This window comes from Rhodococcus sp. IEGM 1408, from assembly GCF_033142235.1.
GTDB lineage: Bacteria > Actinomycetota > Actinomycetes > Mycobacteriales > Mycobacteriaceae > Dietzia.
In genome coordinates this window covers 227,697-254,268 of sequence record NZ_JAWLRW010000001.1, presented here as the reverse complement: position 1 = coordinate 254,268, position 26,572 = coordinate 227,697, and the positions used below count along the sequence as shown (strand labels likewise).

The following is a 26,572-nucleotide window of genomic DNA, read 5'->3' as shown; positions in this document are numbered from 1 at the left end:
ACGAGACCCCACCGGTGCCGGGGCCTATCGCACCTCGGCGGCGGGCTGCGGTGCTCTCGCCGGCCGGGGCCCCACGGTCTCGCCCGACGGCAGGAACCGGCCCGCGCCGAACTCAGACCCGTAGCCTGGCGCAAACTCCCCGTCCGCCCAGACCACGCGGCCGCCGATGATCGTGGCCGCGACGGCCCGGTCGTTGCGGTTGACCATCCGGCGGATTCCGCCGAACTCGGCCATCGCCTCCTCGTGGTAGTCGAGCGACTCGCCGTCGAGGCCGGCCGGGTCGATCACCACCAGGTCCGCGCGGCAACCGACCTGCAACCGCCCGGCGTCGAGGCGGTAGAAATCGGCCAGCTCACCGGTGAGCTTGTGCACGGCCTCCTCCACGCGCAGGAACGGTTTAGCACTCTTCTGGGCGTCGTTCACCCGCTCGAGCAGGCGGACGCCGAAGTTGTAGAAGGCCATGTTGCGCAGGTGCGCGCCGGCGTCGGAGAAGCCGATGGTGATGCCCGGCGTCCGCGCGAGCCGGTCGGCGACCTTCGCCCGCGAGTTGGCGATGGTGGTGGTCCACCGCAGGTCGGCGCCGTGCTCCACCACCAGGTCCAGGAAGGCGTCGGCCGGGTGCAGTTTGCGGGCCCGGGCCACGTCGCCGACGGTCTGCCCGACCAGCGTCTCGTCGGGGCAGGCCACGATCAGGGCGTCGTCGAAGTCCCGGTGCCAGACCCGCGGGCTGAAGCGCTTCTCGAAGTCCTGGCGGAACCAGCGGCGGTAGCTCTCCTGGTCGAGCAGGTCGGTGCGGGCCATCTCGTCCACCAGATGCAGGGCCTCGCGCCCCGACCCGAACTCCTCGAAGACCACCAGGTCGATCCCGTCCGCCCACACCTTGAACGCGGTGGGCAGGTGCTGCCACACGAACTTGCCGCGGCCGGCCGTGTTGGCGGCCCAGGCGATGGGGCGGAAGATGCGGTTGACCCACGGCTCGGCCAGCGTGTCCGCGGCGGCGAGGAGTGAGACCCGCAGGGGTTTGCGGAAGATCCCGGTGCTGGTGGCGGCGTAGAAGGCCACGTCGACCTTGGTGTTGAGGTTGGGCACGCCCTGCAGGACCCGGTCGCGTCGGCGCAGGATCCGGCTGAGGCGGCGGAACTCCTTCCACGAGGCGTGGGTGGAGGGCAGGGTCCGCGAGCGGTAGCGGTCGCCGTCCATCTTGTCCCAGGGGTTGGTCATGGTGGACACGCCCAGGAAGCCCTCGTCGAGCGCGGCGGTGACCCGGCGGTCGATCTCGCGCAGCTCCTCCCGACTGGGGGAGTGCTCGGGGTCGGTCGCCCGCCCGAGCCCCATCACCGAGGCGCGGACGTCGGAGTGGCCCAGGAAGCTCGCCACGTTGGGCCCGAGCGGGAGGGCCTCCACCGCGCGCCGCCACGCCGCCGGGTCGGACCAGGTCTTCTTCTCCTCCAGGACCTCCAGAACGGAGTCCCGCGGCAGCGCCTCGACGCGGCTGAACAAGTCGGCCACGTCGACGGTGCCCGAGTAGACGCCCGAGATCGAGCAGTTGCCCACCAGCACGGTGGTCACCCCGTGGCGCACCGACTCGCCCAGCCCGGGGGAGGCGAGCACCTCGACGTCGTAGTGGGTGTGGGTGTCCACGAACCCGGGCGTCACCCACCGGCCCTCGGCCTCGATGACGCGCGTGTCCGCGGAGACCGGGAGCGGGGTCGGGCTCACGGCGGCGACCACTCCGGCCCGGAGGCCGACATCCGCCCGGACGCCGGGAGCACCGGTGCCGTCGAAGACCGTGCCGCCCCGGATGACGACGTCGAAGGCCGCGCCCGCAGCGTCAGCAGATGCAGCGCTGCCCGGTTCGGCGCTGCCCCATTCAGTGCTGCCCGATTCAGTGATGCCCACGTGGAACTCCCCGGCCTTGTGATCCAGAACACATTTCCTTCACCTTACCCGGACGACAGTCCAGTTTGGGGCCGGTTAACCGTCCGGTTCCCTGAGCGCCGGGGGTAGCGTCTCTGCGCATGACCACACGCACGGAGCGCCTCGACGGCCTGCCGTTCACCCGCAAGCACCGCAAGCTCCTGATCGGCTCCGGCGTCGGCTGGGCCCTGGACGCCATGGACGTCGGCCTCATCTCCTTCGTCATGGCGGCGCTGGCGGTCCACTGGTCGCTGAACCCCACCGAGTTGTCGTGGATCGGGTCGATCGGCTTCGTCGGCATGGCGATCGGTGCCGCGCTCGGCGGGCTGCTCGCCGACCGCATCGGCCGACGCCAGGTCTTCGCGGCCACGCTGCTGATCTACGGGCTGGCGACGGGCGCGGCGGCGCTGTCGACCGGCATCGCCATGCTCATCGTCCTGCGCTTCATCGTGGGCCTGGGCCTGGGCGCCGAGCTGCCGGTGGCATCGACGTTGGTCAGTGAGTTCGCGCCCCGCCGGATCCGCGGCCGGGTGGTGGTGATCCTCGAGGGGTTCTGGGCCGTCGGCTGGATCATGGCGGCGCTCATCGGGTACTTCGTGGTGCCGACCGGCGACGACGGGTGGCGCTGGGCGCTCGCCGTGGGCCTGATCCCTGCCGCGTACGCGCTGGTGATCCGGTTCGGTCTGCCCGAGTCGGTGCGGTTCCTGGAGTCCAGGGGCCGGCACGACGAGGCCGAGCGGATCGTCCGCGAGTACGAGGCCTCCGCAGGTGTCGAACCAGCGGGCGTCGAACCAGCGGGCGCCGAGTCCCCGACCGCGGCCACCACCGAGTCCGACCCCGCGCCCGCCGCCCTCGACGACGCGCCCCGCGAATCCATCTGGTCCCCGCGACTGCGCAAGCGGACCGGCGCGCTGTGGATCGTCTGGTTCGGGATCAACTTCTCCTACTACGGCGCGTTCATCTGGCTGCCCAGCCTGCTGGTCTCGCAGGGCTTCGACCTGGTCAAGTCCTTCGGCTACACGCTCATCATCACCCTGGCCCAGCTGCCGGGCTACGCGGTGGCGGCGTGGCTCATCGAGGTGTGGGGCCGCCGGTTGACGCTCGCGGTGTTCCTGGCCGGCTCGGCGATCGCGGCGGGCCTGTTCGGTCTCGCCGACTCCCCGGCCACGATCATCGCCGCCGGCATGGCGCTGTCGTTCTTCAACCTCGGCGCATGGGGCGCGCTGTACGCGATCGGCCCCGAGCTCTACCCCACCACCACCCGCGGGTCCGGCACCGGCGCGGCCGCGGCGTTCGGGCGGATCGCCTCGATCATCGCGCCGCTGCTCGTCCCGTTCCTGCTCGACGCGGGCGACACGGCGCTGGTCTTCGGCGTGTTCGCGGCGGCCTTCGTCGTCGCCGCCCTGGCCGCCTTCACCCTGCCGGAGCGCAAGGGGGTCGCACTCGAGGAGACGTGAGCCCGCCGCGCGACGTCCGACTGCGGCGCGGATGCGGCCCGGCGCCGGGGATGTGACGATGGCGCGGTGACCACTCGCGTGATCGGTGCGCTCGTCGCCGTGCTCGGCCTGCTCGTCGTGCTCGGCGGGATCCTGCTGGGCAGCCTCGGGGTCGCCACGGGCGGGCTGATCCAGCGGGTCGACTGCGGCACCTACTTCAGTCCCGACTACCGCGAGGCCCGCGTCAAGGACAACGCCCTCACCTCGCTGAGCTGGTCGGACCTGCTCCGCGGGGAGCGCCCCGAGCCCAGCACCGAGGCGCAGGAGGCGTGCGACGCCGCGCTCGCCCAGCGCCGCGTCCCCGTGCTGGCCTCGCTGGGGATCGGGGCGACGATCGTGGCGGTCGGCCTGGGGATGAGCGTGCTCCCCGCGGCCGCTGCGGCGCTCGGCAGACCCGACACCCGCAGACCTGACACCCGCAGACCCGACACGCGCAGGCGCGAGGACGACGGCGGACCCGGATCAGGGTCGGTCTCCGGGACCCCACCCGCGGCCGGGACCGGCTAGCTCAGTCCCGCTTCTCGCGGCCGTCGCCCAGCTCACGGATGCGGTCGCCCGCCGCGCGCAGCCGCTCCTCGCGCGCCTTCTGGTCGGCCTTCTTGATCTTCTCGTAGGTCTTCTCGTCGGCGTCGGTGTAGCGCAGGATCAGCCGCGGGATCCCCAGCGTGAGCGCGAGCGAGGGCCACACGATCCACGCGTACTGCCAGTCCACGATGATCTGCAGCACCAGGAAGATCACCAGCGTCAGCCCCAGCACCACGCCGTCGAGCGACTCCACCAGCTTGCCGCGCCTGCGCAGGTCCTCCAGGTCGGCGTCGGGGTCGCGGGTGGCAGGGGTCCGGGCCCCGATAGTCGACGACGACGAGGGCATCAGCTCCCCGCCCCCCGCGACGGCGGACTGGACGATCATGCCGTCGACCGAGGACAGCGGCACGCCACCGGGCAGGTCGCGGAACGCGCCGCTCAGCTGGGCCAGGGTCCGCGCCACGGCCACGTCGCCGGAGCGGGCGTGGAATTCCGGGTCGTCCAGGCGGCCCGCCGCGTAGTGGTCGCCGAGCACCGTCAGCGCGTGCAGCCGCTCGGCGTCGGAGAGCAGCAGGTCATCGGGCCCGGCGGGTTCGGTCATGGCCCCAGGCTATGGCCGCCGGACCCTGCTGGCCATAGGGGACAGTCCCCATTCGCACGGGATGATTCTGCCGTCTGTCACACTCCGGGGCGCTCGTGCGTCGAAGGGGCATGAGTACCCAGGAGAACACCCACAGGCAGCGTAAACAGATCAGCGCGGCGGCGACCGCACCCATGGTGGCCCTCGAGGCCTACACCCGGACCCGGGTCTCGCGTTCCGACAGCCACCTCATCCGGCTCCGCGTCTCCGCGGTCAACGGCTGCCGTTTCTGCACCGCCATGCACCGCCGGGACGCGCGCAAGGACGGCTGGGACGACGCCCGGATCGCGGCGGCCGAGGACTGGCCCACCCACGCCGGGGAGCTGTCGGCGGGTGACCTCACGGTCCTGCGTTTCGCCGACGCGGTCACCCACATCCACGGCGAGGAGTCGGTCTCCGACGAGCTGTGGGACGACGTCGTCCGTCACCGCGGGGAGGCCGGCACTGGACAGCTCCTCATGGAGGTCGTCACCATCAACGCATGGAACCGGATCGCAGTGACCACCCGGAAGGACCCGGGGTCTCTGCGCGGCGTTCACCGGGAGGACATCGACCCGGTGCGCCCGGGCCACTGACCTCGGACCGGCTGACCCCGGACCGGCTGACCCCGGACCGGCTGACGCTGGACCGCCCCACGCTGGACCGGGTCCGGGGGCGGCTGCTCGGCGTCGGGTACCGCATCACCGGGACGTGGGCCGACGCCGAGGACGCCGCCGACGAGGCCCTGGCCCGGCTGGTCGCGCTCGACCCCGGCGCCGCGCCCGACAACGTCGAGGCCTGGCTCACCACCGTCACCACCCGGCTCTGCCTGGACCGCCTACGCCGGCGCAAGCGTGAGGACTACATCGGGGCGTGGCTGCCCGAACCCGTCGACACCGCCCTGCTGCCGGAGGCGCTGGCCGAACAGCGCGATGACCTGCGGATCGCGGTGCTGCTGGCCTATGAGCAGCTCGGCTCCGATGAGCGGGCGGCGTTCGTCCTCCGGGAGGCCTACGCCCTGCCCTACGCGGAGATCGCCGAGATCCTGGGCGCAGCTGCGCCCACCGTGCGGCAGTGGGTGAGCCGGGCCCGGCATCATCTGGACACCGATCTCCGTCCGCCCGAACCCGCGTCACCTGCGCTGATCGAGCAGCTGGTGGGGGCGGTCATGTCCGGCGACCTCGACGCGACCGTCGCCGCGCTGACCGGGGACGCGCGGGTGGTCTCCGACAGCAACGGCAAGGTCAACGCCGCCAGGCGGGACATCGTGGGGGCCCGCAAGAGCGCGTACTTCCTGGTCAAGGCGATGGAGTTGGCGGACGACGGCAGGATCGCCCCGGTCGAGGTCAACGGGGAGTTCGCCCTGGCGTTCCACTCACGCGGGGTCCTGCGGGTGGCCCACCTCGGTGTGGCCGACGGCCTGGTCACGAGGATCTACTTCCACAGCAACCCGGCCAAGCTCACGCGGCTCGCACTCCCGGAGGGGTTCGAGCCGGGTCCGGGCGGCTGAGGCGGCGTTCGCGGTCGCCCGGACCTGTGACTGGGCGGACCAGTTTCTATGCCGGACCCGTGACTACGCCGGCACCCACATGGCCATCTCGTTGCCGCCGGGCTCACGGAAGTGGAACCGGCGTCCGTCGGGGAAGGAGAACGGCTCGAGCGTCACCACGCCGCCCGCCTCCTCGACCCGACTGCGGGCCTCGTCCAGGTCGGCCACCCGGATCACCATCAACGGAGCGAGGGACTGCTCGTCGTCGTCGCCCTGGACGCCCACGTCGATGCCGCCCCCGGCGAGGTTCGTGTAGGACTTCCCGTACACCTCCGGCTTCCAACCGCAGACGGCGGCGAGGAAATCGGTGGTCGCCGACATCGATGAGCTGGGGTATTCGACCAGCGTGATCTCGAGCGGAATCCTTTGTGCCATGCGGCTAACGATACGACCACCCTCGGTGGGGCGCCCCGAATTTGGTCGTTTCCCGACCTCGACTGCAGGCGAGCGTAAGCATTGGTGTGAGGACCGCCGGTCGACTGCTAGCTGCTGGAGAGAACCAAGTCCGCCAACCAGCCGATGAAGCCCGGGGCCACGGTCGGTGGCACCTGTCCGACCGTGATCGTCTGGGACTGCTGGGGCGCTGCCGCGTATTCGCCCGACCCGGCCTGATCGATGGTGACCACACACTCCCCGAATCCGGTGAAGGTCACGACTCCTTGGTCGCTCGCTTCACATTGCCCGGTGGCGCCGACGACCACGGGCTCGCCGGAGGGGCCACCGTTGGCAGCGGGCGTATATGTGTCCCCGACCACCGGCGCGCTAGGCGGGCTCGAGGTGAACGACACCACCTGTCCGGCCTGCCCGACCGCGACCGTCTGGGTCTCCTGCGGCGCTGCCGAGTAGACGTCGTCTCCGGCTTGATCGGCCGTGACCACACACTTCCCGGTACCGGTGAAGGTGATGACTCCCTCTGCGAGCGCGCAGGGTCCGGTGGCCGCGAACGTCACCGGTGCACCTGACGGGCCCCCGGCGGCGGTGGGGGCGTACGTATCGCCGACCGCCGGCGTGCTCGGCGGGTTCGAGGTGAACGAGACCTCCTGCGCGAGCTGCCCGACGGTGAGGACCTGCGTCTGCCGAGGCGCCGCCGCGTAGTCGTCTGACCCGGCCTGATCAGCGGTCACCACACACTGCCCGGGACCGGTGAGGGTCACCACCCCGTCGGCCCCGAGCGTGCACGGCCCGGTGGCGCCGAACACCACGGGCTCACCCGACGCGCCCCCGGCGGCGGTGGGAGCGTACGTATCGCCGACCACCGGCGTGCTCGGCGGGTTCGAGGTGAACGAGACCACCTGCGCGAGCTGCCCGACCGAGATCACCTGAGACGGTTGCCCCGCCGGTTCATATTCGGCTGACCCGGCCTGATCAGCGGTCACCACACACTGCCCGGGACCGGTGAACGTCACTACTCCGTCCGTGCCCAGCGTGCACGGCCCGGTGGTGGCGAACACCACCGGCTCCCCTGAAGCACCACCGACAGCGCTGGGGACGTAGGTCTCACCGACCATCGCCGAACTCGGCGGAGTCGAGGTGAACGAGATCTCCTGCCTCGCCGGCTCGATCGTGATGACGTGGAATGACTTCGACGGCGCCGGAGCGAAGTTGACGTCACCGGCCTGATTGGCGGTCACCACACATTCCCCGACTCGCGTGTAGGTGACGAGATTCTGGTCGATCGTGCATGGCCCGGAGGTGCTCAGTACCACCGGCGAACTCGACGGACCGCCGTACGCGATGAACAGCCCTAGGTCTCCGACCCTCACCGAATGGGGTCGCTCGTCATACAGGTAGTCGTCGACCAGATACAGGCTCTGGCTTCCCCGACCCGCGTAGATCGTCTGGGACCGCTGCGGCGCGGGCGTGTAGTCGTCGTTCCCGGCCTGGTCGATGGTCACCACACACATGCTGGTACGGACGAACATCACCGACCCGGTCCCGGTCGTGTCGCATCCCCCGGAGGCGCCGACCACCACTGGCTCGCCCGACCGACCACCGGTGGCGGTGACGGTGACGGTGTACACGCTGCCGACGACTGGCGCGGGCGGGGGCGTGGAGGTGAACTCCAGAACCTGACTCCTCCGTGCGACGGTGATGGTCTGGGACTGCTGCGGGGCCGCCCCGTAGTTCGCGTTGCCAGCCTGGTCGGCGGTCACCAGGCAGGGTCCGCCCCCGGTGAAGGTGACGACCCCACGGACATCTGACGCGCACGACCCCGAGACGCCGAAGGTGACCGGCTCGCCGGACGGGCCGCCGGTGGCGGTGGGTGTATAGGTGTCGCCGATGGCCGGAGCACTGGGCGGAGTAGAGGTGAACACCACTGCCTGTGAGCCCGTCGTGACCCCGAACTGGACGGACTGCTGCTGAGCAGATGCGAAGTTCACCGTCCCGGGCAGGTCGGCGGTCACGGTGCAACTACCGGTTCCGGCGAAGTGGATAACCGGGCCGGTGTTGGTGCACGCCCCCGTGGTGCCGTACAGGACGTCGTCCTCGAACCTCTGCCCGGCCCCGTACGCCAACACCGAGACGCGGTAGCTGGTCCCCGACGGGAGCCAGTACGGGCGGTCGTAGAACGAGATATAGCGATCTGCCCGAGCAACGGGGAACGTCATGACCTGGGGAGTAGCCGCGTTGTAGAACTGTCCACCGGGCTGGTTTGCGGTGACAGTGCAGGTCCCGGCGCTGGGGAAGACGACCCGGTAGTAGTCGAGCATCTCGCAGGCGCCGGAAGCGGAGAGTTCGACCGTCATGTCGTTGTTGTCGACGTAGGCGAACACATTGCGCACTTCGCCGCCATACGCGGCGTCGACAGGAACCCGGGACTGGAACGTGATGGTCTGATCGAGGCGGACGACGTAGGAGATGGCGACGTCGCCCCTCCCGGCGGTCGCGCCGTCGGTGACGGACACCCCGGTCGCGGCGGTCCCCTGGAAGCTCGAGCCGCCGCCACCGCCACCGCCACCACCGCCCCGCATGGCGGTGATCAGGTTCGCCGTGTGGCCGTTCTCGCCGTCGCCGCCGCCGCCGCCGCCCTGGAATCCGCCGCCGCCACCTCCGCCGCCCCCGGGGTGGAGGTTTCCGCACCCGAGCCCGGACGAGCCGTCGCCGCCCCGCCCCGGGGTGCCGGGCCTTCCGCTCTGGGTGAATCCGTCGAAGCTTCGTCCGCCGGCACCACCGGTGGTGCCGGAGCCTCCTCCGAGCCCGCCATCGGCGCCGTCCTCGCCTGCTCCGCCGCTGCCGCCCGGTGCGCCGCTGTTGCCGCCGGTGCCACCGTGGCCGCCGTTGCTCCCGTAGCCCTTGCCTGCGCCACCTCCGCCCCCTGCGGCGACGAGGTGGACGGGGGAACCTGCGGCGCCGAACTGGGAGCGCCCGCCGCCGCCTGCGCCGGCGTCAGTGCCATCGGTGCAGTCCGTCGCGTCGCCGCCGCCGCCGTATCCGCCCGTCTGACCGACCGGATCCCCGGTGAGGTCGGATCCTCGTCCGCCCACCTCCACCGGGTACGACCGGCCGGGGACGACCGGGACGGTGGCGACGACCCGGGCGCCGAGGCCACCGACGGCCCCGCTGTGACCGGTCCCGCCCTGCGAGCCGGAAAGGGTCACCGTCGCTTCGGTCACCCCCTCCGGCGCGACCCAGTTCTGGGTCGAGTTGGTGAGCGTGAACGTGTCCGTGCAGATCTGGAGGGCGGGACAACCCGGGGTGGCCGCTTGCGCGGGACCCGGACCCGGGACCATGGCCACCGAGGCGGCGCACGCCACGGCGGCGATAACGGCGATCGGACGAACCCGGGCGGACCGGGACCTGCTATTCGTGAACATCGTGGCGGTGACCTTCTCCAGACAGACTGGGACCCGGACGGATTCCAGCAGAAGGCGGCAAGACGACGGACCCCACCAACCTCGAGCCGCAGGGGGGCTGACGCAACAGGGGGAGAGGTACTGGCGCGGGAGCTGCTTCGACGGGGCGGCCTCGCGGCCGACCATGAGAAAAAATTATCACTGTTCACCGTGCCGGAGAAAGGCAAGTCCGAAATCGTCGCGCGGACGGTACGGAGCGGAGATGTGTCCGTGGTGCGGCGGCGCCGGCCGAGTCAGCCGCGGGCCTCGTCCCACCGCGCGAGGAGGTCGGCGGCCGCGGACCGGGGATCGCGTGCGGCCATGATCGCGGAGACCACGCACACCCCGTCCAGCGCGGTCGCGGCCAGCTCGCTGACGGTCCCGGCGGAGACCCCACCGATCCCCACGGCCGGGACTCCCGCGCGATGGGCTGCGCGGGCGATCCGGTCGGCGCCGTCCGGGCCGAGGGCCGGCGCCGTGTCGGTCTTGGTGGCGGTCCGCCACACCGGGCTCACCCCGATCACGCTCGGCGCTGGTCCGGGCCCGGCCAACGCAGCCGCCAGTTGCTCGTCGGATTCGATCGACAAGCCCAGCATCAGATGCCCCGGGAGCTCGGCCCGGGCCCGCGCGAACGGCATGTCCCGCTGCCCGATGTGCAGGTGCAGCCCCAGCTCCCGTGCGACGTCCAGTCGGTCGTTGACGAACACCGGCACGTCGCGGCCCACCTCGGCCCCGGCCCGTCGGGCGGCGTCGGCGATGGAGGCCGCGCGCGTGGCGAACTCGTCGTCGTCGCACTCCTTGTCCCGCACCTGGACCACGCCCACACCGCCGAGCACGGCCCGGAACACGATGTCGGGCACCTTCTCGCGCCCGCCGCCGAGGTGCGGGTCGGTCACCAGGTACAGCCGCCAGTCCACTCCTGCGCTGGGGGAGGCGCTCACGCCTCGGTCACCACGACCAGGCCCGCGATCTCGTCCGGGGTGAGGCTGTGCAGCGCGTCCAACCACGCCACCGAGAAGCTGCCCGGGCCTGCGGCAACGCGGCCGGCGATCGTGCCCGCCGCGCCGGTGTGGGCGTGGGCGGCCACCACCGCGTCGTGGTCTGCGATCCCCGCGGACCGGGCCGCGCCGAGGTACGCGGCCGTCAACGCGCCGAGCGCACAGCCCGTGCCGATGACCTTCTGCAGCAGCGGGTGGCCGGACTCGATCCACGTGGCGCGGCCCTGCCCGTGAGGACCCTGCGTGTGAGAACCCTGCGTTGGCGAACCCTGTGTGACGACGAGGTCCCGCGGACCCGTCACCGCCACCACCCCTCCGGTGCGCGCGGCGAGGTCGCGGGCGGCCGGTTCGGCCGCGGCGACGTCATCGGTGGAATCCACGCCGCGGCCCCCCGAACCCGCGCCCGCCAGAGCGACAGCCTCGGAGGCGTTGGCCCGGATGGCGGCCGGGGCCAGGTCCAGCCAGTCGGTGGCGAGCCGGGTGCGCATGACCAGCCCGCCCACGGCGACCGGGTCCAGCACCCACGGGGTCGAGTGCTCCCGCGCGGAGGCGATGGCCGCCTGCATGCCCTCGACCTGCTCGGCGGTCGGGTTGCCCACGTTGATCAGCACGCCGGAGGCGATAGCGGCGAAATCGGCGGCCTCGTCCGGGTGGTCCACCATCGCGGGCGCCGCGCCCGCCGCCAGCAGGACGTCGGCGGTGATCTGACGGACCACCGAGTTGGTCAGGCAGTGCACGAGCGGCGCCTTCTCCCGCATCACGGACACCAGGTGAGCGACGTCGACGGGGCGGTTCGCAGCAGAGGACATGCCCCCAGTGTGCCGCCCCCGCTGCGGCCCCCGCTCCCGGCCTTCTGGACGGTCGTCGGAATAGCGCCGCAGGCGGGCCGGTTGGACGGGGCATGACCTCCCCGGATCCCCAGCCCTCATGTCCTCAGCCCTCGTCTCCTCAGCCCTCATCTCGCCAGCCCTCGTCCGCCCCGATGCCGCTGTCCGTTCTCGACTTCGCGTCCGTTCAGCCCGGACAGTCCGTGGGCGAGGCGCTGCAGGACTCGGTGGCCTTGGCGCAGAAGGCGGAGGAGCTGGACTACGAGCGGGTCTGGTACTCCGAGCACCACAACATGGCGTCCATCGCGTCGTCGGCTCCGGCGGTGCTCATGGCGCACATCGCCGCGCAGACCGAGCGGATCCGGCTGGGCTCCGGCGGCGTCATGCTGCCCAACCACTCGCCGATCGTGATCGCCGAGCAGTTCGGCACCCTGGCGGAGCTGCACCCCGGGCGCATCGACCTGGGCCTCGGCCGCGCCCCCGGCACCGACCAGCAGACGGTCCGGGCGCTGCGGCGTGAGCCGTCGGCCGCCGAGAACTTCCCCAGCGACGTCCGCGAGCTGCAGGCGTTCCTCGGCGACTCGCCGTCCGATCTCGCCCGGACCCGCGGGATCACCGCGACGCCCGGCCGGGGCACCAAGATCCCCCTGTACATCCTCGGGTCCTCACTGTTCGGCGCCCAGCTCGCGGCCGCCTACGGTTTGCCCTACGCGTTCGCCTCGCACTTCTCGCCGGACGCCCTCGAGCAGGCCTCGGCGGTGTACCGCGACAGGTTCGAGCCCAGCGAGCAGCTCGCCGAGCCGTACATGATCGCGGCGGTCAACGTGGTGGCCGACGACGACCCCGAGCGTGCCGCCGCGGAGTTGCAGCACTACCGCCGCCAGCGCGTCAAGCTGATGGTCGGGCGGGGACGGGAGTTCTCCGACGAGGAGCTGGACATGGTCATGGAGTCGGCCGCCGGTCGCCAGATCCTGCACATGATCACCTACTCGGCCGTCGGCGACGGCCCCGCGGCCCGCAGCTACCTCGAGGATTTTGCGCAGCTGGCGGGCGCGGACGAGCTCATGATCGCCCCCGTCGGTTCGACCCGCGAGCGGGTGCACGGCTCACTGGAGGTGCTGCGCCGGGCCTGGAGTGTCTGAAGTAACCGAAGTGGGTGCGCTTGCTCACCTAATGCCCGCGGGTGAGCCACGACGGTAGCCGCGTCTCACCCGCAGACATAGACTTGATCTATGGCAATCTCTGATGTAGGCGAGTACGCCCATCTCGCTCCCGAGCAGATCGAGGAGTTGGGGCGGGAACTCGACGCGATCCGGGCAGACGTCATCGCCGATCGCGGGGAGCGCGACTTCCGCTACATCCACGGTGTGATCCGCCTGCAGCGCGGGATCGAGCTCGGAGCCCGGGCGGTTCTGTACCTCGGTGCGCGCAACCGCACGGCCTGGGTCCTCGGCACGGGTGCGCTGGCCGTGGCCAAGATCCTGGAGAACATGGAGATCGGGCACAACGTCCTGCACGGGCAGTGGGACTGGATGAACGACCCGGAGATCCACTCCACCACGTGGGAGTGGGACATGGTGGGCAGCGCCGCGGACTGGAAGCACACCCACAATTTCATGCACCACAAGTTCACCAACATCGTGGGACTGGACGACGACGTGGGGTTCGGCGTCCTGCGGGTCACCCGCGACGTGCCGTGGGAGCCCAAGTACGCGGTCAACCTCCTGACCAACGCCCTCCTGATGGCAGGCTTCGAGTGGGGGATCGGTCTGCAGAACGTCCGGTTCCAGGACGCGTTCCCGGGCTCCGGCGCGACCCCCGCCGACCGGCGCACCGCCGAGGTGTTCCTGCGGAAAGCGGGCCAGCAGGTCCTCAAGGACTTCATCCTCTTCCCGGTTCTCGCCGGCCCGGCCGGGCGTCAGGTGTTCACCTCCGCGATCGCCGCCAACATCCTCCGCAACATCTGGACCAACGCGGTGATCTTCTGCGGTCACTTCCCGGACGGGGCGGAGAAGTTCGTCGCCGAGGACATCGAGACCGAGACGCAGGCGGAGTGGTACCTGCGGCAGATGCTCGGCAGCGCCAACCTCGACGGTGGCCCGGTCATCAACCTCATGTCGGGCAACCTGTCGTTCCAGATCGAGCACCACATGTTCCCGGACCTGCCGTCCAACAGGTACTCGGAGATCTCCCTGCGGGTGCGGGAACTGTGCGCGCGCTACGACCTGCCCTACGTCAGCGGGCCGTTGTGGAAGCAGTACCTGCAGTCGTGGCGGACCATCGCCCGGCTCTCGTTGCCCGACCGGTACCTGCGGCGGACCGCCGATGAGGCGGCCGAGACGCGGAGCGAGAAGCTGTTCGAGCGGATGGCGCCGATGCCGGGTCTGGCGACCGCGCTGACCGCATTCCGGAAGGGACGCGCCCAGCTGGCGCGCTGACCCGCTTTGGCAGACTGACGAGCATGTCGTTGACGAGCATGTTCGAGGCCGCCGCCCGAGGGGGGACCGTTGAGGTCGAGAGCGGGTGGACCCAGGGGAGAGCGATCTACGGGGGACTCACCGGCGGACTGCTGCTCGCCGCGATCAAGGGGCGCCTGCGCGAGGCGGCCGGAGACCGCGCCGGCAGCGCTGCTTCACATCCGTTGAGGTCACTGACCGTGTCGTTCATCGGCCCGGCCACCACGGGCCCGGTGGAGATCGACGCCGAGATCCTGCGCGTCGGGTCCAACGTGACCCAGTGCCAGGCCACCCTCCGGCAGGACGGCGCTATCGTCGCCACCGCCCTGGCGGCGTTCGGCAGGCACCGCGAGTCGTCGATCTCCGTGACCCCGGCGCACCCCATGCCGGACATGCCGGCCGCGGAGTCGATCGAGGCCTTCCCGTACATCGAGGACTTCACGCCGGAGTTCTACCGCTTCGTCGAACTCCGGCAGGCGGGGGGCTCGCTGCCGTTCAGCGGGGCCGAGACCGGAGGTCTCTCCGGCTGGTCGGCGCTGCGGGAGGCGCCGGAGGAGTTCCACGAGGAACACCTGGTGGTCCTCGCGGACGCTTGGCCGCCGGCGGCCATCCAGATGCTCTCCGGTTTCGCGCCCGCCAGCAGCCTGACGTGGACGCTCGAGCTGGTCGCGGAGGTCGGACCCGACACGATCCCTCCGGAGTCCGTCTTCGCCTACGAGGCGACCACCGACGCCGCCCGCGACGGCTACGCGCACACCCACGCCATGATGTGGCGACCCGACGGGTCACTGATAGCGATCAGCCGCCAGACCATCACCGTATTCGGGTGACGACTGACGGCTGATCGGCCGAGCGGGGGGCTGGACTCAGCCGGCCGCGCGGCTGGCCTTGCGGCGCTGGCCACCGCGGGACTGACCGGCGCTCTCGGCGATCGAGTGCGAGGCACCGGACCGCGGGGCTGCCGCGCGCTGGGCGCCGGCACCCTGACCGGTGGAACCCTGGCGGGTCGAACCGTGGCCGGAACCCTGACGGGCCGCACCCTGGGTGCCGGCGCTCTGGGGACCACGGGGACGACGACGAGCGCCGCCCGAACCGGCCGAATCCTGATCGCGGCTTACGCGCTCGCCGCCGTCACGGCCCTGGCCCTGACGGCCCGAACCCTGGCCACCCGAACCCTGGCCACCCTGTGACCGGCCCTGGCGCTGCCGGTTCTGGCTCTGGCGGCTCTGCCCCTGGCTCGGCTCGTTGGCGTGGTTCCCGGGGACGTGCGGGGGCGGCGCGGGGGCGTCGGCCAGCGCGGCGCCGGCGTCAGCACCCACGGGGAGCACGATCTCACCCGCGGTCACGCCGGCAGCCCGCAGCAACGAGCGGACCTCGCGGACCTGGTCCGAGGTGGCGACGGTGACGACGGTGCCGATGGCGCCCGCACGCGCGGTGCGGCCCGAGCGGTGCACGTACGCCTTGTGCTCGGCCGGCGGGTCGGCGTGGACGACCAGCCCGACGTCGTCGACGTGGATGCCACGCGCGGCGATGTCGGTGGCCACCAGCACCTTGGCCTGGCCCGAGGAGAACGCCTCGAGGTTCCGGACCCGGGCGTTCTGGGAGAGGTTGCCGTGCAGGTCCACGCTCGACACGCCGCGGCCGGCGAGCTGCTTGGCCAGTCGCTTGGCGCCGTGCTTGGTGCGGGTGAACATGACGGTCCGCGGGGTCGCCACGGCCAGGTCCGCCAGCGCGCGGACACGATCGTCCGGGTCGACGTGGATCACGTGGTGTGCGGTGAGGTTCGGGTTGGCCGAACCGTCGTCGACCTCGTGCACCACCGGGTTGTCGAGGAACTTCTTGACCAGCGTGTCCACGCCCTGGTCGAGGGTCGCGGAGAAGAGCAGACGCTGGGCGCCCTTGGGCGTGGCCGCCAGGATGCGGGTGACACCGGGGAGGAAGCCGAGGTCGGCCATGTGGTCGGCCTCGTCGAGGACGCTGACCTCGATCTGGTCCATGCGGCAGTGCTTCTGCTTCATGAGGTCCTCGAGCCGGCCCGGGCAGGCCACCACGATGTCGACGCCCTGCTCGAGCGCGGAGACCTGGCGGCCCTGCGTCACGCCGCCGAAGATCACGGTGGTCCGCAGACCCATCGCCTTGGCGAGGGGGGCCAGCGTCTCCTCGATCTGACGGGCGAGCTCGCGGGTGGGGGCGAGGATCAGGCCACGAGGGGAGTTGCGCTTGCGTCGACCGCCGGAGGCGGCGAGTCGGGTGACCAGCGGGAGGCAGAACGCGTAGGTCTTGCCGGAGCCGGTGCGGCCGCGGCCCAGGACGTCGCGCCCGGAGAGCGCGTCGGGGAGCGTGGCCTCCTGGATGGGGGTCGGGGTGACGATGCTGAGGCCCGTGAGGACGTCGACAAGGGGAACAGGAACGCCGAGATCGGCGAAAGAACGTGACAAGGGAGGAAACTCCGTACATAGATGGGGCGTCTTGCCCGGCGCGCTCCTGGGATCCCACGTCGCTCGAAGCGACGCGCCCGGTGCGCGACCACGGGGAGGTCGACTACCGAAGCGGCCCGAGGCAAGAGTGGTACGGGCCGACTTGGCCACTCTACGCCCCGAGGGTCCTTCAACCCCAGTCCCCCGGCGCAAGTGTGACGAGGCCATCACTCGCACACCCCCGGATGGCACGATGTTCACCGTGCGACTCGACCTGTCCCTCCTGCGGCGCCCGGAACTGGGCTCGGTGCTGCTCGGGCGGGAACAGGAGTCGGCCCGCCTGCGGACCATGCGGGTCCGGGTGCTGCTCGTCCTGACGCTGCTGGGCTCCAATCTCGTCGGCGTGGCCATCGCCGCCGTGCTGATCCTCTTCGTCCTACCGGGGCCCGCGCTACCGTCCACGGAATTCCTGGTCCCCATGGCGATCGTGGTGCCCGCCTACGTGGGTCTGGCGACGATCGTCGGGGCGGTGTGGGTGCGCAGCGCCGTCTATCGCCGGGTCCGATGGTTCCTGGACGGCCGCGAGCCCACCGCCCGCGAGCGGGTGCGGACCCTGCGGGTTCCCGGGCGGATCACCCTGATCCAGGCCTTCCTGTGGCTGCTCGGGGCCGCGGTCGTCACGCCGGCGTTCGGGATCGTCGACCCGCAGGCCATCCCGTCGGTCGGGTTCACCATCGTCTTTGCCGGGATGGTCGTCTGCGGTGCGGCGTTCCTCTTCGCCGACTTCGGCCTGCGCCCGGTGGCCGCGGTCGCCCTGGCCAGCGGCCCGGCTCCCCGCGCCCGGTTCCTTGGCGCGATGACCCGGCTCCGGGTGGCGTGGGCGGTCGGCAGCGGCGTGCCCATCGCGGGTCTGATCATCGTGGCGATCTACACCTTGGCCGGGCGGGCCCTGACGCTGGAACGCCTCGCCGTCATCGTGATCGTGCTGGGCGCCACCTCGCTCCTGGCCGGATTCCTGCTCATCTCCCTGGCCACGGGCTCGATGCTCGGGCCGCTGCGCAGCGTGAGGTGGGCGATGGCGGACGTCACGGCGGGCACGCTGTCCCGTCGCGTGGTGGTCTACGACGGCACCGAACTCGGCGAGCTCCAGCGGGGCTTCAATCAGATGGCCGCCGGGCTGGAGGAACGCGAACGCCTGCGTGACCTGTTCGGCCGCCATGTGGGCCGCGACGTCGCCGAGGCGGCCGAGGAGCGGGATCCCGAACTGGGCGGCAGCAACTCGCGCGTCGGCGTGGTCTTCGTGGACATCATCGGCTCCACGGAGATGGCGGCCCGGTCCGAGGCGTCCGAGGTGGTCGAGGTCCTCAACCGGTTCTTCCGGGTGGTGGTGGAGACGGTCGAGGAATACGACGGCGTCGTGGACAGCTTCCTCGGCGACGCCGCGCTCGTGGTGTTCGGCGCGCCCCGGGCGATGGACGACCCGGCCTCCGCGGCACTGGCCTGCGCCCGCGCCCTCAGCGAGCGGCTACCGGCCCGGGTACAGGGGTGTCGGGCGGGGATCGGGGCGTCCTTCGGCGACGTCGTCGCCGGGTACGTCGGCGCCGACGACCGCCTCGAGTACACGGTGATCGGCGACGCGGTCAACGAGGCGGCCCGCCTGTGCGAGCTGGCCAAGGCCCAGCCCGGGCTCGTCCTGGCCTCCGGCAGCGCGGTCACCGCGGCGGGCGGCGCCGAGAGCGCGCGGTGGGACCGGATCGGATCCGAGGTGGTGCGGGGCAGGTCCGAGCCCACCGAGCTGTGTGTCCCGGCCGCCGAGCGTTAGCGCAGCACGACGTCCGCGCCGGTGAGCGCCACCTCCAGGCCGTCGGGCACCACGCGGGCGCCGTTGATCACCACACCGTCGGGAAGCGAGGCGACGGTCGAGTCCACGGTGCCGGTGATCCCGGAGAACAACCCGTCCGGCAGGGGGAAGCCCAGGAGCGCAGTCTGTTGCGGGGTGAGGGTGAGCTGGCCGTCGGAGACTCCCGGGGCCACACCGACCTCGGCGATACCGCCGATGTCCGCGACCAGCAGCCCGGCCTGCGCGTCGGGGCGCACCGAGCGGACCTCGGTCAGGCCGGCGACCGGGGAGTCGGCCGCGGGGTTGCCCTCGGCGGCGGCCGCCGCGAGCTGGGCACCGGTGAGCGTGGCGGTACCGTTCGCCGTCGCGGCCAGGATCGCGCCGTCGACCAATCGGACCGACGAGCCGGTCACGTCGATCCGGGGCACGGTCTCCGCTCCGGGGGAGGTCAGCCGGACGGTGTCGACGGCCTGGGTGGTGGCCAGATCCCACAGGATCGGGGTCCGTCCGAACCCCACCGACACGGGGGCGCCGAGCTCGGCGGACGCCTCACGTTCTGCTCGGTCCGACAGGTACCACCGGGCCCCGAACTCCGCGGCCACGACCAGCCCCACGAGCAGCAGCAGTAGCAGCAGTAGCGAGCAGCCGCAGCCGCCCCGCCGGCGGCCCCGCCGCCCACGTCGGTCGTCGGAATCTCGTCGTCGCATGCCCTTATCGTGCCGGACCACCGGGCGGGGGGCCACCGGCGGTCCGGTTGCGGGCCTGGGGGGTCCAGCGTCACGATCGGGGTCATGACTCAGGCACCGGGCACATCCACTGACACCAGCACCGTCGTCTTCCTCGTGGCAGGCGAGGGGATCGAGCGGGTCGAGCTCACCGAGCCGTGGGAGGCCGTGACCGAGGCCGGGTACACCGCATTGCTGGTGAGCACGGACGACGGCGAGGTCGACCTGGTCGACCATCTCACCCCGGCCGGCTCGCAGTCGGTCGACCGCACGACCGCCGACATCTCCGCCGCTGACGTCGATGTCCTGGTCCTGCCCGGCGGCGTCGCCAACCCGGATGCGCTCCGGCAGGACCCGCTGGCCGTGACCCTGGTGCGCGAGATGGTTGAGGCGGGCAAGCCCGTCCTGGCCATCTGCCACGCGCCGTGGGTCCTCATCGAGGCCGACGTGGTCCGCGGGCGCCGCGTCACCTCGTATCCCAGCCTGCGCACGGACCTGGTCAACGCCGGCGCGGAGTGGGTGGACGAGGAGCTGGTCAGCTCGGACGGCGTGTTCACCAGCCGCAACCCGGACGACCTCCCCGCCTTCTGCGAGGCGCTCCTGGGCGCCATCCGGGGGGCGGACTAGACCACCGGTTCGGGTCGGACCGCCCGGATCGATCCCGACGCCCGGATCGATCCCGGCGCCCGGATCGAACCCGGCGGGAGAGGAGGTGGGACTTGATCGGCATCTACGTCAACAATCGTGGGCGCGGTCATCTCCACCGGGTCCTCCCCGTGACGGACGCGCTGCGGGAGCGCGGGTACGACGTGACGCTGCTCGTCTCGGGGCCTTTCGACGATTCCCTTCACGCCCCGGGCACCCGGGTCATCCATCTCCCCTGCGACGCCGAGGGCGCGGAGCGCCCGGGCGAACTCACCCTCTCCGCCCGTCGCGCGGCCGTGACCTGGATCGACCACGCTCGACCGCGGGCGTTCTGGGTCGACTCCTCGCCCGCGATGTCGCTGGCCGCGCGTATGACCGGCATCCCGATGGTCAGCACCCTCCCACCCGGGGTGCGCGAGGACGAGCCCCACCTCCTCCGAGTCCGCGCCGCGCAGGGCCTGATCGCGGCCTGGCCGCCGGGTGTGCACGAGGCCACGCTGGCCCGGACGGAGAACCGCGTGTCCGAGATCGGTGGGGTCTCCCGGTTCGAGCAGCGTGACCCCGAACCGCGGGAGCGACGTCGTCGTCCCCGGGTGGTCCACCTCAACGGATCCGGAACCGGCTGGGACCACCGCTTCTGGCGGGCGGTCCGGACCACGGTCGACGGCCTCGGCGTGGCCGACTGGCACGAGGTGGGCGGGCCGGACGGTTCGTGGCACGAGGACCCGTGGCCGGAGCTGTGCTCTGCGGACGTGGTGATCACCGGGGCCGGTCAGGCGTCCGTGGCCGACGCCGCCTGCGCTGACGTGCCTCTCGTGGTGGTCCCGGGGCGTCGCCCGTACGGGGAGCAGGAGGCGACCGCCGACGCGCTCGACGCCAACCCCGGAGCGTGGGTCATGCGGTACGGCGACGGGCCGACGGCCGTCGCCCGGGCGGTCAAGCTTCAGGTCGACCGCAGCCGCGACGGGGAGTCGGCCGGGATCAGGTCGTGGTGGGGAGTGGACGGTGCGGCGTCCCGTGCGGCCGAGGTGATCAAGGCGACGACGAGCTCGGCGCTCATCGTGTGAAATGCGGTCCCCCGACCGGTGCATATGAACAGATTCTCATCTGGCTGCCGATCGGGCGGAATCCCGCGCTTACCAGCCGGTTTGTAACTGGTCGCTGGTTCATCTGGACCGCTCTGAGCTGGGCGCGGCGCGGTGGGCTGACAGGATGAGAATCCTCACGGGCCAACTGATATAAAAAGTGCTCACTACGGGCACTCAGACCTCGCGGAAGGAGTCGTTATGCCTAGATTCAGGAACTTGGAACCGACGTCGGATTTCTGGTCTTGGCGCGACCACGGGGCGTGCCTGGGACATGAGGACCTCTTCTACAGCGCGGAGGACGAGTCCAAGGGGGAGCGCCGCCGCAAGGAGGACAAGGCCAAGAGGGTCTGCGGTACGTGCGAGGTGTTCGACACCTGTAGGCAGTTCGCCATCGAATCCAAAGAGCTCTACGGCGTGTGGGGCGGTCTGACGGAGTCGGACCGGCACAAGATCGCCGGCCGGCACCGCACAGGCTGATCCGCGCAAGCTGATCCGGACAGGCCGATCCGCACGGGCTGACCCGCTCGGGCTGACCCCTAGTCGAGGTCGTGCGGGGTCGCCTCGTGCCCTCGGCGGCCGCGGGTCCGGCTGCGTTCCTTGAGCTCGGCCTCGAACACGTGCCGGCGGCCGCCGGTGATCTCGTCACGCACCGCCCTGCCCAACTGGTGGGCGGTGGCCCAGTAGCCGTCGTCGAACTCTTCGACCATCTGGAACGTCCACCGGCCGTGGAGGATGTTCAGGCCCACCATCTCGGAACGGATGCGCTCGGCGAGTTCGGTGCGACCGACCTCGTCCAGCTGGTCCGCGGCCTGCTGGTAGAGGATGTCCGCCCGCCCGATCAGCTGATGCAGGTCGTACAGGCGACCGCGAGCCCGCTCCACGTATTCCTGGGCTTCGCTCACGGTGCCGGCGGCCTCCACCTCGGCGTCGGTGACCCCGGCCGGGCGCCGGTGGGCCGCATCGACGCTCGGCGCCCGCCCGTCGGACGCTGCACCGTCGGACTCTGCTCCGTTGGACTCTGGTCCGACGGCCGCCGGAGCATCCGCCGCGTCGTCCGCCGGGACATCCCCTGGGTGGTCCGCCACAATCAGACCGTTCGGGTCAGTCGCCGGAGCTGGTCGGGGTCGGTCCGGTGCTTCAGGGCGGTGACCAGTCCGGAGCGCGGGCCGACATGATCCTCGTAAGTCTTGGGCTCGCCCGCGAACATCTTCTCGGAACGGGTCTCCGGAGCGTCGTCCGGCGTCGCCTTGAGGAAGCGGTTGGGCAGGGAGAGCTTGGCGATCGTGCGCCAGGACTGCCAGTACTGCTTGTACAGCGGGCCGGTCGTGTACGGCAGATCCCAGCGGCGGCAGACGTCCTGCACCTTCACCGAGATCTCGGCGTACCGGTTGGACGGGATCGTGGGGAAGAGGTGGTGCTCGATCTGGTACGACAGGTTCCCCGACATGAAGTGGGTGAGCTTGCTGCCGGTGAAGTTGGCGCTGCCGAGCATCTGACGCAGGTACCACTGCGCCTGCGTCTCCTCGGAGAGGTCCTCGAGGGTGAACTTGTCCGCCCCGTCGGGGAAGTGCCCACAGAAGATCACCGCGTTGGACCACAGGTTGCGGATGACGTTGGCGGTGCCGTTCGCCGACATCGTGGACTTCCAGTTGGGTCCGGACAGCGCCGGGAACCACACGTAGTCCTTGCCCACCTGGCGACGGGCCTTGCGGAGGAACTGGCCGATCCGCCGCTTCTGCTCCGCCCGGCCGGACGAGTTGATGGTGCCCGGGGCGATCTCGAGGTGCTGCACCCCCACTCCCCACTGGAAGGCGAACGCGAGGATCGTGTTCCACACGAGGTTCAGCGAGTACGCCGGGTTCCACGGCTGGTCCCGGGTCACGCGGACGACCCCGTATCCCACGTCATCGTCCATGCCGATGATGTTGGTGTACGTGTGATGGTGGTAGTTGTGGGTGGCCTTCCAGTGCTCGGAGGTGCCCACGATGTCCCACTCCCACGTGGTGGAGTGGATCACCGGGTCGTTCATCCAGTCCCACTGCCCGTGCATGACGTTGTGCCCGAGCTCCATGTTCTCGATGATCTTGCCGGCCGCCAGCATCCCCGTGCCCACGACCCAGGCCGGGCGATACCCGGAGAACAGCAGCACCACGCGGGCTCCGGCCACGAGGCCGCGCTGGAGTCTGATCGTGTCCTGGACATAACGGCGGTCGGCTTCACCCAGGGAGTCCACGACTTCCTGGCGGATCGCATCCAACTCCTCGCCGATCGCCTCGACGTCCTCGGCGGAGAGATGGGCGTATTCCTTCACATCTGATATCGCCATGCGCCGACGGTACGGAGTGATCCGCGAGATGTCGACCGGTAAGTGGTTCCGGCGAGTTGATATTCAATGTTTCCTCAGGGGCTTATGATCCGTTCATGGCACTCGTCGAGATCTCAGGCGTAAACAAGCACTTCGGTGACTTCCAGGCGCTCAAGGACATCACGATGTCCATCGAGCAGGGTGAGGTCATCGTCGTCATCGGGCCCTCGGGTTCGGGCAAGTCGACGCTGTGTCGCACCATCAACAGACTCGAGACCTTCGAATCGGGATCCATCACGATCGACGGTAAAGAGCTGCCCGAGGAGGGTAAGGAGCTCGCCAAGCTGCGTTCCGACGTCGGCATGGTGTTCCAGTCGTTCAACCTGTTCGCCCACAAGACGATCCTGGAGAACATCACCCTCGGTCCGATCAAGGTGCGCAAGCAGTCCAAGTCTGTGGCGGAGAAGCGGGCGATGGAGCTGCTCGAGCGCGTCGGCGTGGACAAACAGGCGGACAAGTACCCGGCCCAGCTCTCGGGCGGGCAGCAGCAGCGCGTGGCGATCGCCCGGTCGCTGGCCATGGACCCCAAGGTGATGCTCTTCGACGAGCCCACCTCCGCCCTGGATCCGGAGATGATCAACGAGGTCCTCGACGTGATGACCGGGCTGGCCAGGTCCGGCATGACCATGGTCGTCGTGACGCACGAGATGGGATTCGCGCGCAAGGCCGCCAACCGCGTCATCTTCATGGCGGAGGGGGAGATCGTCGAAGAGGCCACGCCCGAGGAGTTCTTCACCAACCCGCAGAGTGCGCGGGCCAAGGACTTCCTGTCCAAGATCCTGACCAACTGAGTCGTCCCTCACCAGAGATCACCATCCGAGCCATACCCACTCAACGCACCAGGAGTACACATGAACATCCGACGGATCGGATCGGCCGCCGCGGCCATCACCCTGGCACTCGGCCTGGCCGCGTGCGGAGGCTCTGACGACGGTGGCGAGAAGCTCAAGATCGGCATCAAGTTCGACCAGCCGGGTCTGGGGCTCAAGGAGGGTAGCGAGTACACGGGCTTCGACGTAGCCGTGGCGACGTACATCGCGGAGAAGCTCGGCACCGCCAAGGACGACATCCAGTGGGTCCAGGCGCCCAGCGCCCAGCGCGAGACCCTCCTGGAGACCGGTCAGGTGGACATGATCGTGGCCACCTACTCGATCACCGACTCCCGCAAGGAGAAGGTCGGCTTTGCCGGACCGTACTTCATCGCCGGCCAGGACCTGCTGGTCCGCCAGGACGACAGCAGCATCACCGGCCCGGAGTCGCTGGACGGAAAGCGGCTCTGCTCGGTCACCGGCTCGACCTCGGCCCAGAACGTCAAGGACGAGGTGCCGGGAGTCAACCTCCAGGAGTTCGGTACCTACTCCGAGTGCGTTTCGGCGCTGGTGTCCAACGCGGTCGACGCGCTCACGACCGACGACACGATCCTCGCCGGCTACGCCTCGCAGGACCAGTATCAGGGTCAGCTCAAGGTGGTCGGCGCACCGTTCAGCGAGGAGCTGTACGGCGTCGGGATCCAGAAGGGGGACATGGAGAAGTGCGAGCAGATCAACGAGGCCATCCGCTCGATGATCTCCGACGGCAGCTGGGACACCGCCGTCGAGGAGAACCTCGGCGCGGCCGGCTTCACCCCGGGCGAGGGCAACCCGCCCAACCCGGCCGCCTGCGCTGCCTGATCTGACTAGCCGACTGTCAAGAGCGACGACGGCTCGCACTGACACCAGCCTCCGCGCCACCGGACAGTGGTGGCGCGGAGGTGCAGGACTCCTGACGCTGGAAGGTGGACCATGGGCGACATCTTCGCCGACTACGACGTCCTGGGGGCGGTCTGGGTCACGATCCAGCTATCCGTTCTGGGGACCATCGGCGCGATGGTGCTGGGGACGATCATCGCGATCCTCCGCGTCTCGCCGGTGGCCGCACTGAGGGGCCTCGGAACCTCCTACGTCAACACGTTCCGCAATATCCCGCTGACCCTGCTCATGGTGTTCAGCATCCTCGGGCTGTCGTTCATCCTCCAGCTGTCGGTCTCGGACGACTTCGCCCGGAACGCGTTCTGGTGGGCCGCGATCATGCTGGCCGTCTACCACGCGGCGTACATCTGCGAGGCCCTGCGTTCCGGCGTCAACACGGTGCCGGTGGGGCAGGCGGAGGCGGCCCGGTCCATCGGACTCGGGTTCGGGCAGTCGCTGAGAGAGGTGATCCTCCCGCAGGCGTTCCGCGGATCGATCGCCCCGCTGGGCTCGGTGGTCATCGCGCTCATCAAGAACTCGACGGTCGCGGCGGTCATCGGCGTCGGCGAGTCGGCGGGTCTGCTGCAGGTCATCACGGAGAACGAGGGCGCGAGTCTCCCGACGTTCTTCTTCTTCGCCATGGTGTTCGTGATCCTGACCCTCCCGATCGGGCTGTGGACCACCTCCCTCTCCCGGAAGCTGTCGGTGAAGCGATGAGTACCCAGGCGGTTCTGTTCGACGCCCCCGGCCCCAAGGCCCGGCTGCGTCACAAGCTCTTCACGGTGGTCGGCGTCCTGCTCGCCGCTGCCATCGTCTACGTGGTCTACGTCCAGTTCGAGGCGGCCGGCCAGCTCAAGGGCTTCATGTGGGAGCCGTTCGTCACCGACCCGGAAGTGTGGACCTCCTACCTGATCCCGGGCCTGCGGGGCACGTTCACCGCTGCCGTGATCTCGATCGTCCTCGCGGTGGTCTTCGGCCTGCTGTTCGGAATGGGTCGGCTCTCGCCGCTCGCCCCCGTGCGGTGGTTCTGCAGTGTGATCGTGGAGTTCTTCCGCTCGGTCCCGGTGCTGCTGATGATGGTCTTCGCGTACTTCGGCTACTTCGCCACGTCCGACATCGTGCCCAACCAGCACGCGCCGCTCGCCGCCGTCGTCACCGCTCTCACCCTCTACAACGGCGCGGTCATCGCGGAGCTCGTCCGCTCCGGTGTGCACGGGTTGCCCTCGGGGCAGGCCGAGGCGGGACTCGCGGTGGGCCTGTCCCCCGGGCAGGTGCTGCGCTCGATCCAGCTCCCCCAGGCGCTCACGGCCATGCTCCCGGCGCTCGTCGGCCAACTCGTCGTCGTCCTCAAGGACTCGGCCCTCGGCTACGGCATCACCTACCTGGAGCTGCTCAACTGGTCCAAGACCCTGGGCTCCGCGTACGCCAACACGGTCCCCGCGTACATCGTCGCGGGCGTCCTCTTTGTGATCATCAACTACGCCCTCACCAAGCTCGCCGTGTACCTCGAGGGGCGACTCAAGAAGCGGCGCGCCAAGGCCTGAC

The 26,572-nt window shown here is 70.5% G+C and carries 25 protein-coding genes; 15 read left to right on the top strand and 10 right to left on the bottom strand.

What is annotated here, in order from left to right:
• Positions 1-24: 24 nt before the first annotated feature.
• Positions 25-1,803, bottom strand: a complete 1,779-nt coding sequence (locus R4P08_RS01215) for an N-acyl-D-amino-acid deacylase family protein (protein ID WP_317812238.1) — start codon at positions 1,801-1,803, stop codon at positions 25-27.
• A 215-nt stretch (positions 1,804-2,018) separates the two neighbouring features.
• On the opposite strand from R4P08_RS01215, the gene R4P08_RS01210 reads away from it, so the two are divergent.
• Together R4P08_RS01210 and R4P08_RS01205 are read left to right on the top strand one after the other, a co-directional pair.
• Positions 2,019-3,374 (top strand): MFS transporter, encoded by a 1,356-nt coding sequence (locus tag R4P08_RS01210; protein WP_317811924.1) that lies wholly within the window; start codon positions 2,019-2,021, stop codon positions 3,372-3,374.
• A 66-nt stretch (positions 3,375-3,440) separates the two neighbouring features.
• Positions 3,441-3,920, top strand: a complete 480-nt coding sequence (locus tag R4P08_RS01205; RefSeq protein WP_317811923.1) for a hypothetical protein — start codon at positions 3,441-3,443, stop codon at positions 3,918-3,920.
• Position 3,921: 1 nt separating this feature from the next.
• Here the strand turns inward: R4P08_RS01205 and R4P08_RS01200 are convergent, their stop codons facing one another.
• Positions 3,922-4,539: a DUF1707 domain-containing protein gene (locus R4P08_RS01200; protein WP_317811922.1), complete on the bottom strand. Its 618-nt coding sequence runs from the start codon at positions 4,537-4,539 to the stop codon at positions 3,922-3,924.
• A gap of 110 nt (positions 4,540-4,649) precedes the next feature.
• On the opposite strand from R4P08_RS01200, the gene R4P08_RS01195 reads away from it, so the two are divergent.
• Complete coding sequence (locus R4P08_RS01195) at positions 4,650-5,153, top strand: carboxymuconolactone decarboxylase family protein (RefSeq protein WP_317811921.1); 504 nt, start codon at positions 4,650-4,652, stop codon at positions 5,151-5,153.
• On the top strand, positions 5,060-6,067 hold the full coding sequence (locus R4P08_RS01190) for a sigma-70 family RNA polymerase sigma factor (protein WP_317811920.1): 1,008 nt from the start codon (positions 5,060-5,062) through the stop codon (positions 6,065-6,067). The genes R4P08_RS01195 and R4P08_RS01190 overlap by 94 nt, the downstream gene beginning before the upstream one ends.
• A gap of 63 nt (positions 6,068-6,130) precedes the next feature.
• Here the strand turns inward: R4P08_RS01190 and R4P08_RS01185 are convergent, their stop codons facing one another.
• The 4 genes from R4P08_RS01185 to thiM form a co-directional block, all read right to left on the bottom strand.
• Complete coding sequence (locus R4P08_RS01185; RefSeq protein ID WP_317811919.1) at positions 6,131-6,481, bottom strand: VOC family protein; 351 nt, start codon at positions 6,479-6,481, stop codon at positions 6,131-6,133.
• Between the two features lie 107 nt (positions 6,482-6,588).
• Entirely contained in the window at positions 6,589-9,921 is a 3,333-nt protein-coding gene (locus R4P08_RS01180; RefSeq protein WP_317811918.1) for a hypothetical protein, read from the bottom strand.
• Positions 9,922-10,193: 272 nt separating this feature from the next.
• The gene (gene thiE / locus R4P08_RS01175; protein ID WP_317811917.1) at positions 10,194-10,880 is read right to left on the bottom strand and encodes a thiamine phosphate synthase; all 687 of its coding nucleotides are present in this window, start codon (positions 10,878-10,880) and stop codon (positions 10,194-10,196) included.
• Entirely contained in the window at positions 10,877-11,746 is an 870-nt protein-coding gene (gene thiM / locus R4P08_RS01170; protein WP_317811916.1) for a hydroxyethylthiazole kinase, read from the bottom strand. The genes thiE and thiM overlap by 4 nt, the downstream gene beginning before the upstream one ends.
• Positions 11,747-11,919: 173 nt before the next feature.
• Here thiM and R4P08_RS01165 point away from each other — a divergent pair, with 173 nt between their 5' ends.
• The 3 genes from R4P08_RS01165 (at position 11,920) to R4P08_RS01155 (ending at position 15,050) form a co-directional block, all read left to right on the top strand.
• On the top strand, positions 11,920-12,906 hold the full coding sequence (locus tag R4P08_RS01165; RefSeq protein ID WP_317811915.1) for an LLM class flavin-dependent oxidoreductase: 987 nt from the start codon (positions 11,920-11,922) through the stop codon (positions 12,904-12,906).
• Between the two features lie 90 nt (positions 12,907-12,996).
• Positions 12,997-14,202 (top strand): fatty acid desaturase, encoded by a 1,206-nt coding sequence (locus tag R4P08_RS01160; RefSeq protein WP_317811914.1) that lies wholly within the window; start codon positions 12,997-12,999, stop codon positions 14,200-14,202.
• 23 nt (positions 14,203-14,225) lie between these two features.
• Positions 14,226-15,050: a thioesterase family protein gene (locus R4P08_RS01155; RefSeq protein WP_317811913.1), complete on the top strand. Its 825-nt coding sequence runs from the start codon at positions 14,226-14,228 to the stop codon at positions 15,048-15,050.
• A 36-nt stretch (positions 15,051-15,086) separates the two neighbouring features.
• On the opposite strand, the gene R4P08_RS01150 is transcribed toward R4P08_RS01155, so the two are convergent.
• Positions 15,087-16,658, bottom strand: a complete 1,572-nt coding sequence (locus tag R4P08_RS01150) for a DEAD/DEAH box helicase (protein WP_317811912.1) — start codon at positions 16,656-16,658, stop codon at positions 15,087-15,089.
• Positions 16,659-16,890: 232 nt separating this feature from the next.
• On the opposite strand from R4P08_RS01150, the gene R4P08_RS01145 reads away from it, so the two are divergent.
• Positions 16,891-18,459, top strand: a complete 1,569-nt coding sequence (locus tag R4P08_RS01145) for an adenylate/guanylate cyclase domain-containing protein (RefSeq protein WP_317811911.1) — start codon at positions 16,891-16,893, stop codon at positions 18,457-18,459.
• On the opposite strand, the gene R4P08_RS01140 is transcribed toward R4P08_RS01145, so the two are convergent.
• A complete protein-coding gene (locus R4P08_RS01140; protein WP_317811910.1) occupies positions 18,456-19,184 on the bottom strand; it encodes an LmeA family phospholipid-binding protein in 729 nt (242 codons plus the stop codon). The two genes, R4P08_RS01145 and R4P08_RS01140, sit on opposite strands and share 4 nt — an antisense overlap.
• An 84-nt stretch (positions 19,185-19,268) precedes the next feature.
• Here R4P08_RS01140 and R4P08_RS01135 point away from each other — a divergent pair, with 84 nt between their 5' ends.
• From R4P08_RS01135 to R4P08_RS01125, 3 genes are all read left to right on the top strand, one after another.
• Positions 19,269-19,829, top strand: coding sequence for a type 1 glutamine amidotransferase domain-containing protein (locus tag R4P08_RS01135; protein WP_317811909.1), 561 nt, complete (start codon positions 19,269-19,271; stop codon positions 19,827-19,829).
• A 92-nt stretch (positions 19,830-19,921) separates the two neighbouring features.
• Positions 19,922-20,914, top strand: coding sequence for a glycosyltransferase (locus R4P08_RS01130; protein ID WP_317811908.1), 993 nt, complete (start codon positions 19,922-19,924; stop codon positions 20,912-20,914).
• Between the two features lie 219 nt (positions 20,915-21,133).
• Positions 21,134-21,412 (top strand): WhiB family transcriptional regulator, encoded by a 279-nt coding sequence (locus tag R4P08_RS01125; protein WP_317811907.1) that lies wholly within the window; start codon positions 21,134-21,136, stop codon positions 21,410-21,412.
• Between the two features lie 59 nt (positions 21,413-21,471).
• Here R4P08_RS01125 and R4P08_RS01120 read toward each other — a convergent pair whose 3' ends face one another.
• Positions 21,472-21,855, bottom strand: a complete 384-nt coding sequence (locus R4P08_RS01120) for a hypothetical protein (protein WP_317812237.1) — start codon at positions 21,853-21,855, stop codon at positions 21,472-21,474.
• A 167-nt stretch (positions 21,856-22,022) separates the two neighbouring features.
• Positions 22,023-23,261 (bottom strand): fatty acid desaturase, encoded by a 1,239-nt coding sequence (locus R4P08_RS01115; protein WP_317811906.1) that lies wholly within the window; start codon positions 23,259-23,261, stop codon positions 22,023-22,025.
• A 95-nt stretch (positions 23,262-23,356) separates the two neighbouring features.
• Between R4P08_RS01115 and R4P08_RS01110 the strand changes: the two genes are divergently transcribed.
• The 4 genes from R4P08_RS01110 (at position 23,357) to R4P08_RS01095 (ending at position 26,571) form a co-directional block, all read left to right on the top strand.
• A complete protein-coding gene (locus R4P08_RS01110) occupies positions 23,357-24,091 on the top strand; it encodes an amino acid ABC transporter ATP-binding protein (RefSeq protein WP_317811905.1) in 735 nt (244 codons plus the stop codon).
• A gap of 60 nt (positions 24,092-24,151) precedes the next feature.
• Positions 24,152-24,970, top strand: coding sequence for a glutamate ABC transporter substrate-binding protein (locus R4P08_RS01105; protein WP_317811904.1), 819 nt, complete (start codon positions 24,152-24,154; stop codon positions 24,968-24,970).
• A 111-nt stretch (positions 24,971-25,081) separates the two neighbouring features.
• Positions 25,082-25,744, top strand: coding sequence for an amino acid ABC transporter permease (locus R4P08_RS01100; protein WP_317811903.1), 663 nt, complete (start codon positions 25,082-25,084; stop codon positions 25,742-25,744).
• Positions 25,741-26,571, top strand: coding sequence for an amino acid ABC transporter permease (locus R4P08_RS01095; protein WP_317811902.1), 831 nt, complete (start codon positions 25,741-25,743; stop codon positions 26,569-26,571). The genes R4P08_RS01100 and R4P08_RS01095 overlap by 4 nt, the downstream gene beginning before the upstream one ends.
• The last annotated feature ends 1 nt before the right edge of the window (position 26,572 follow it).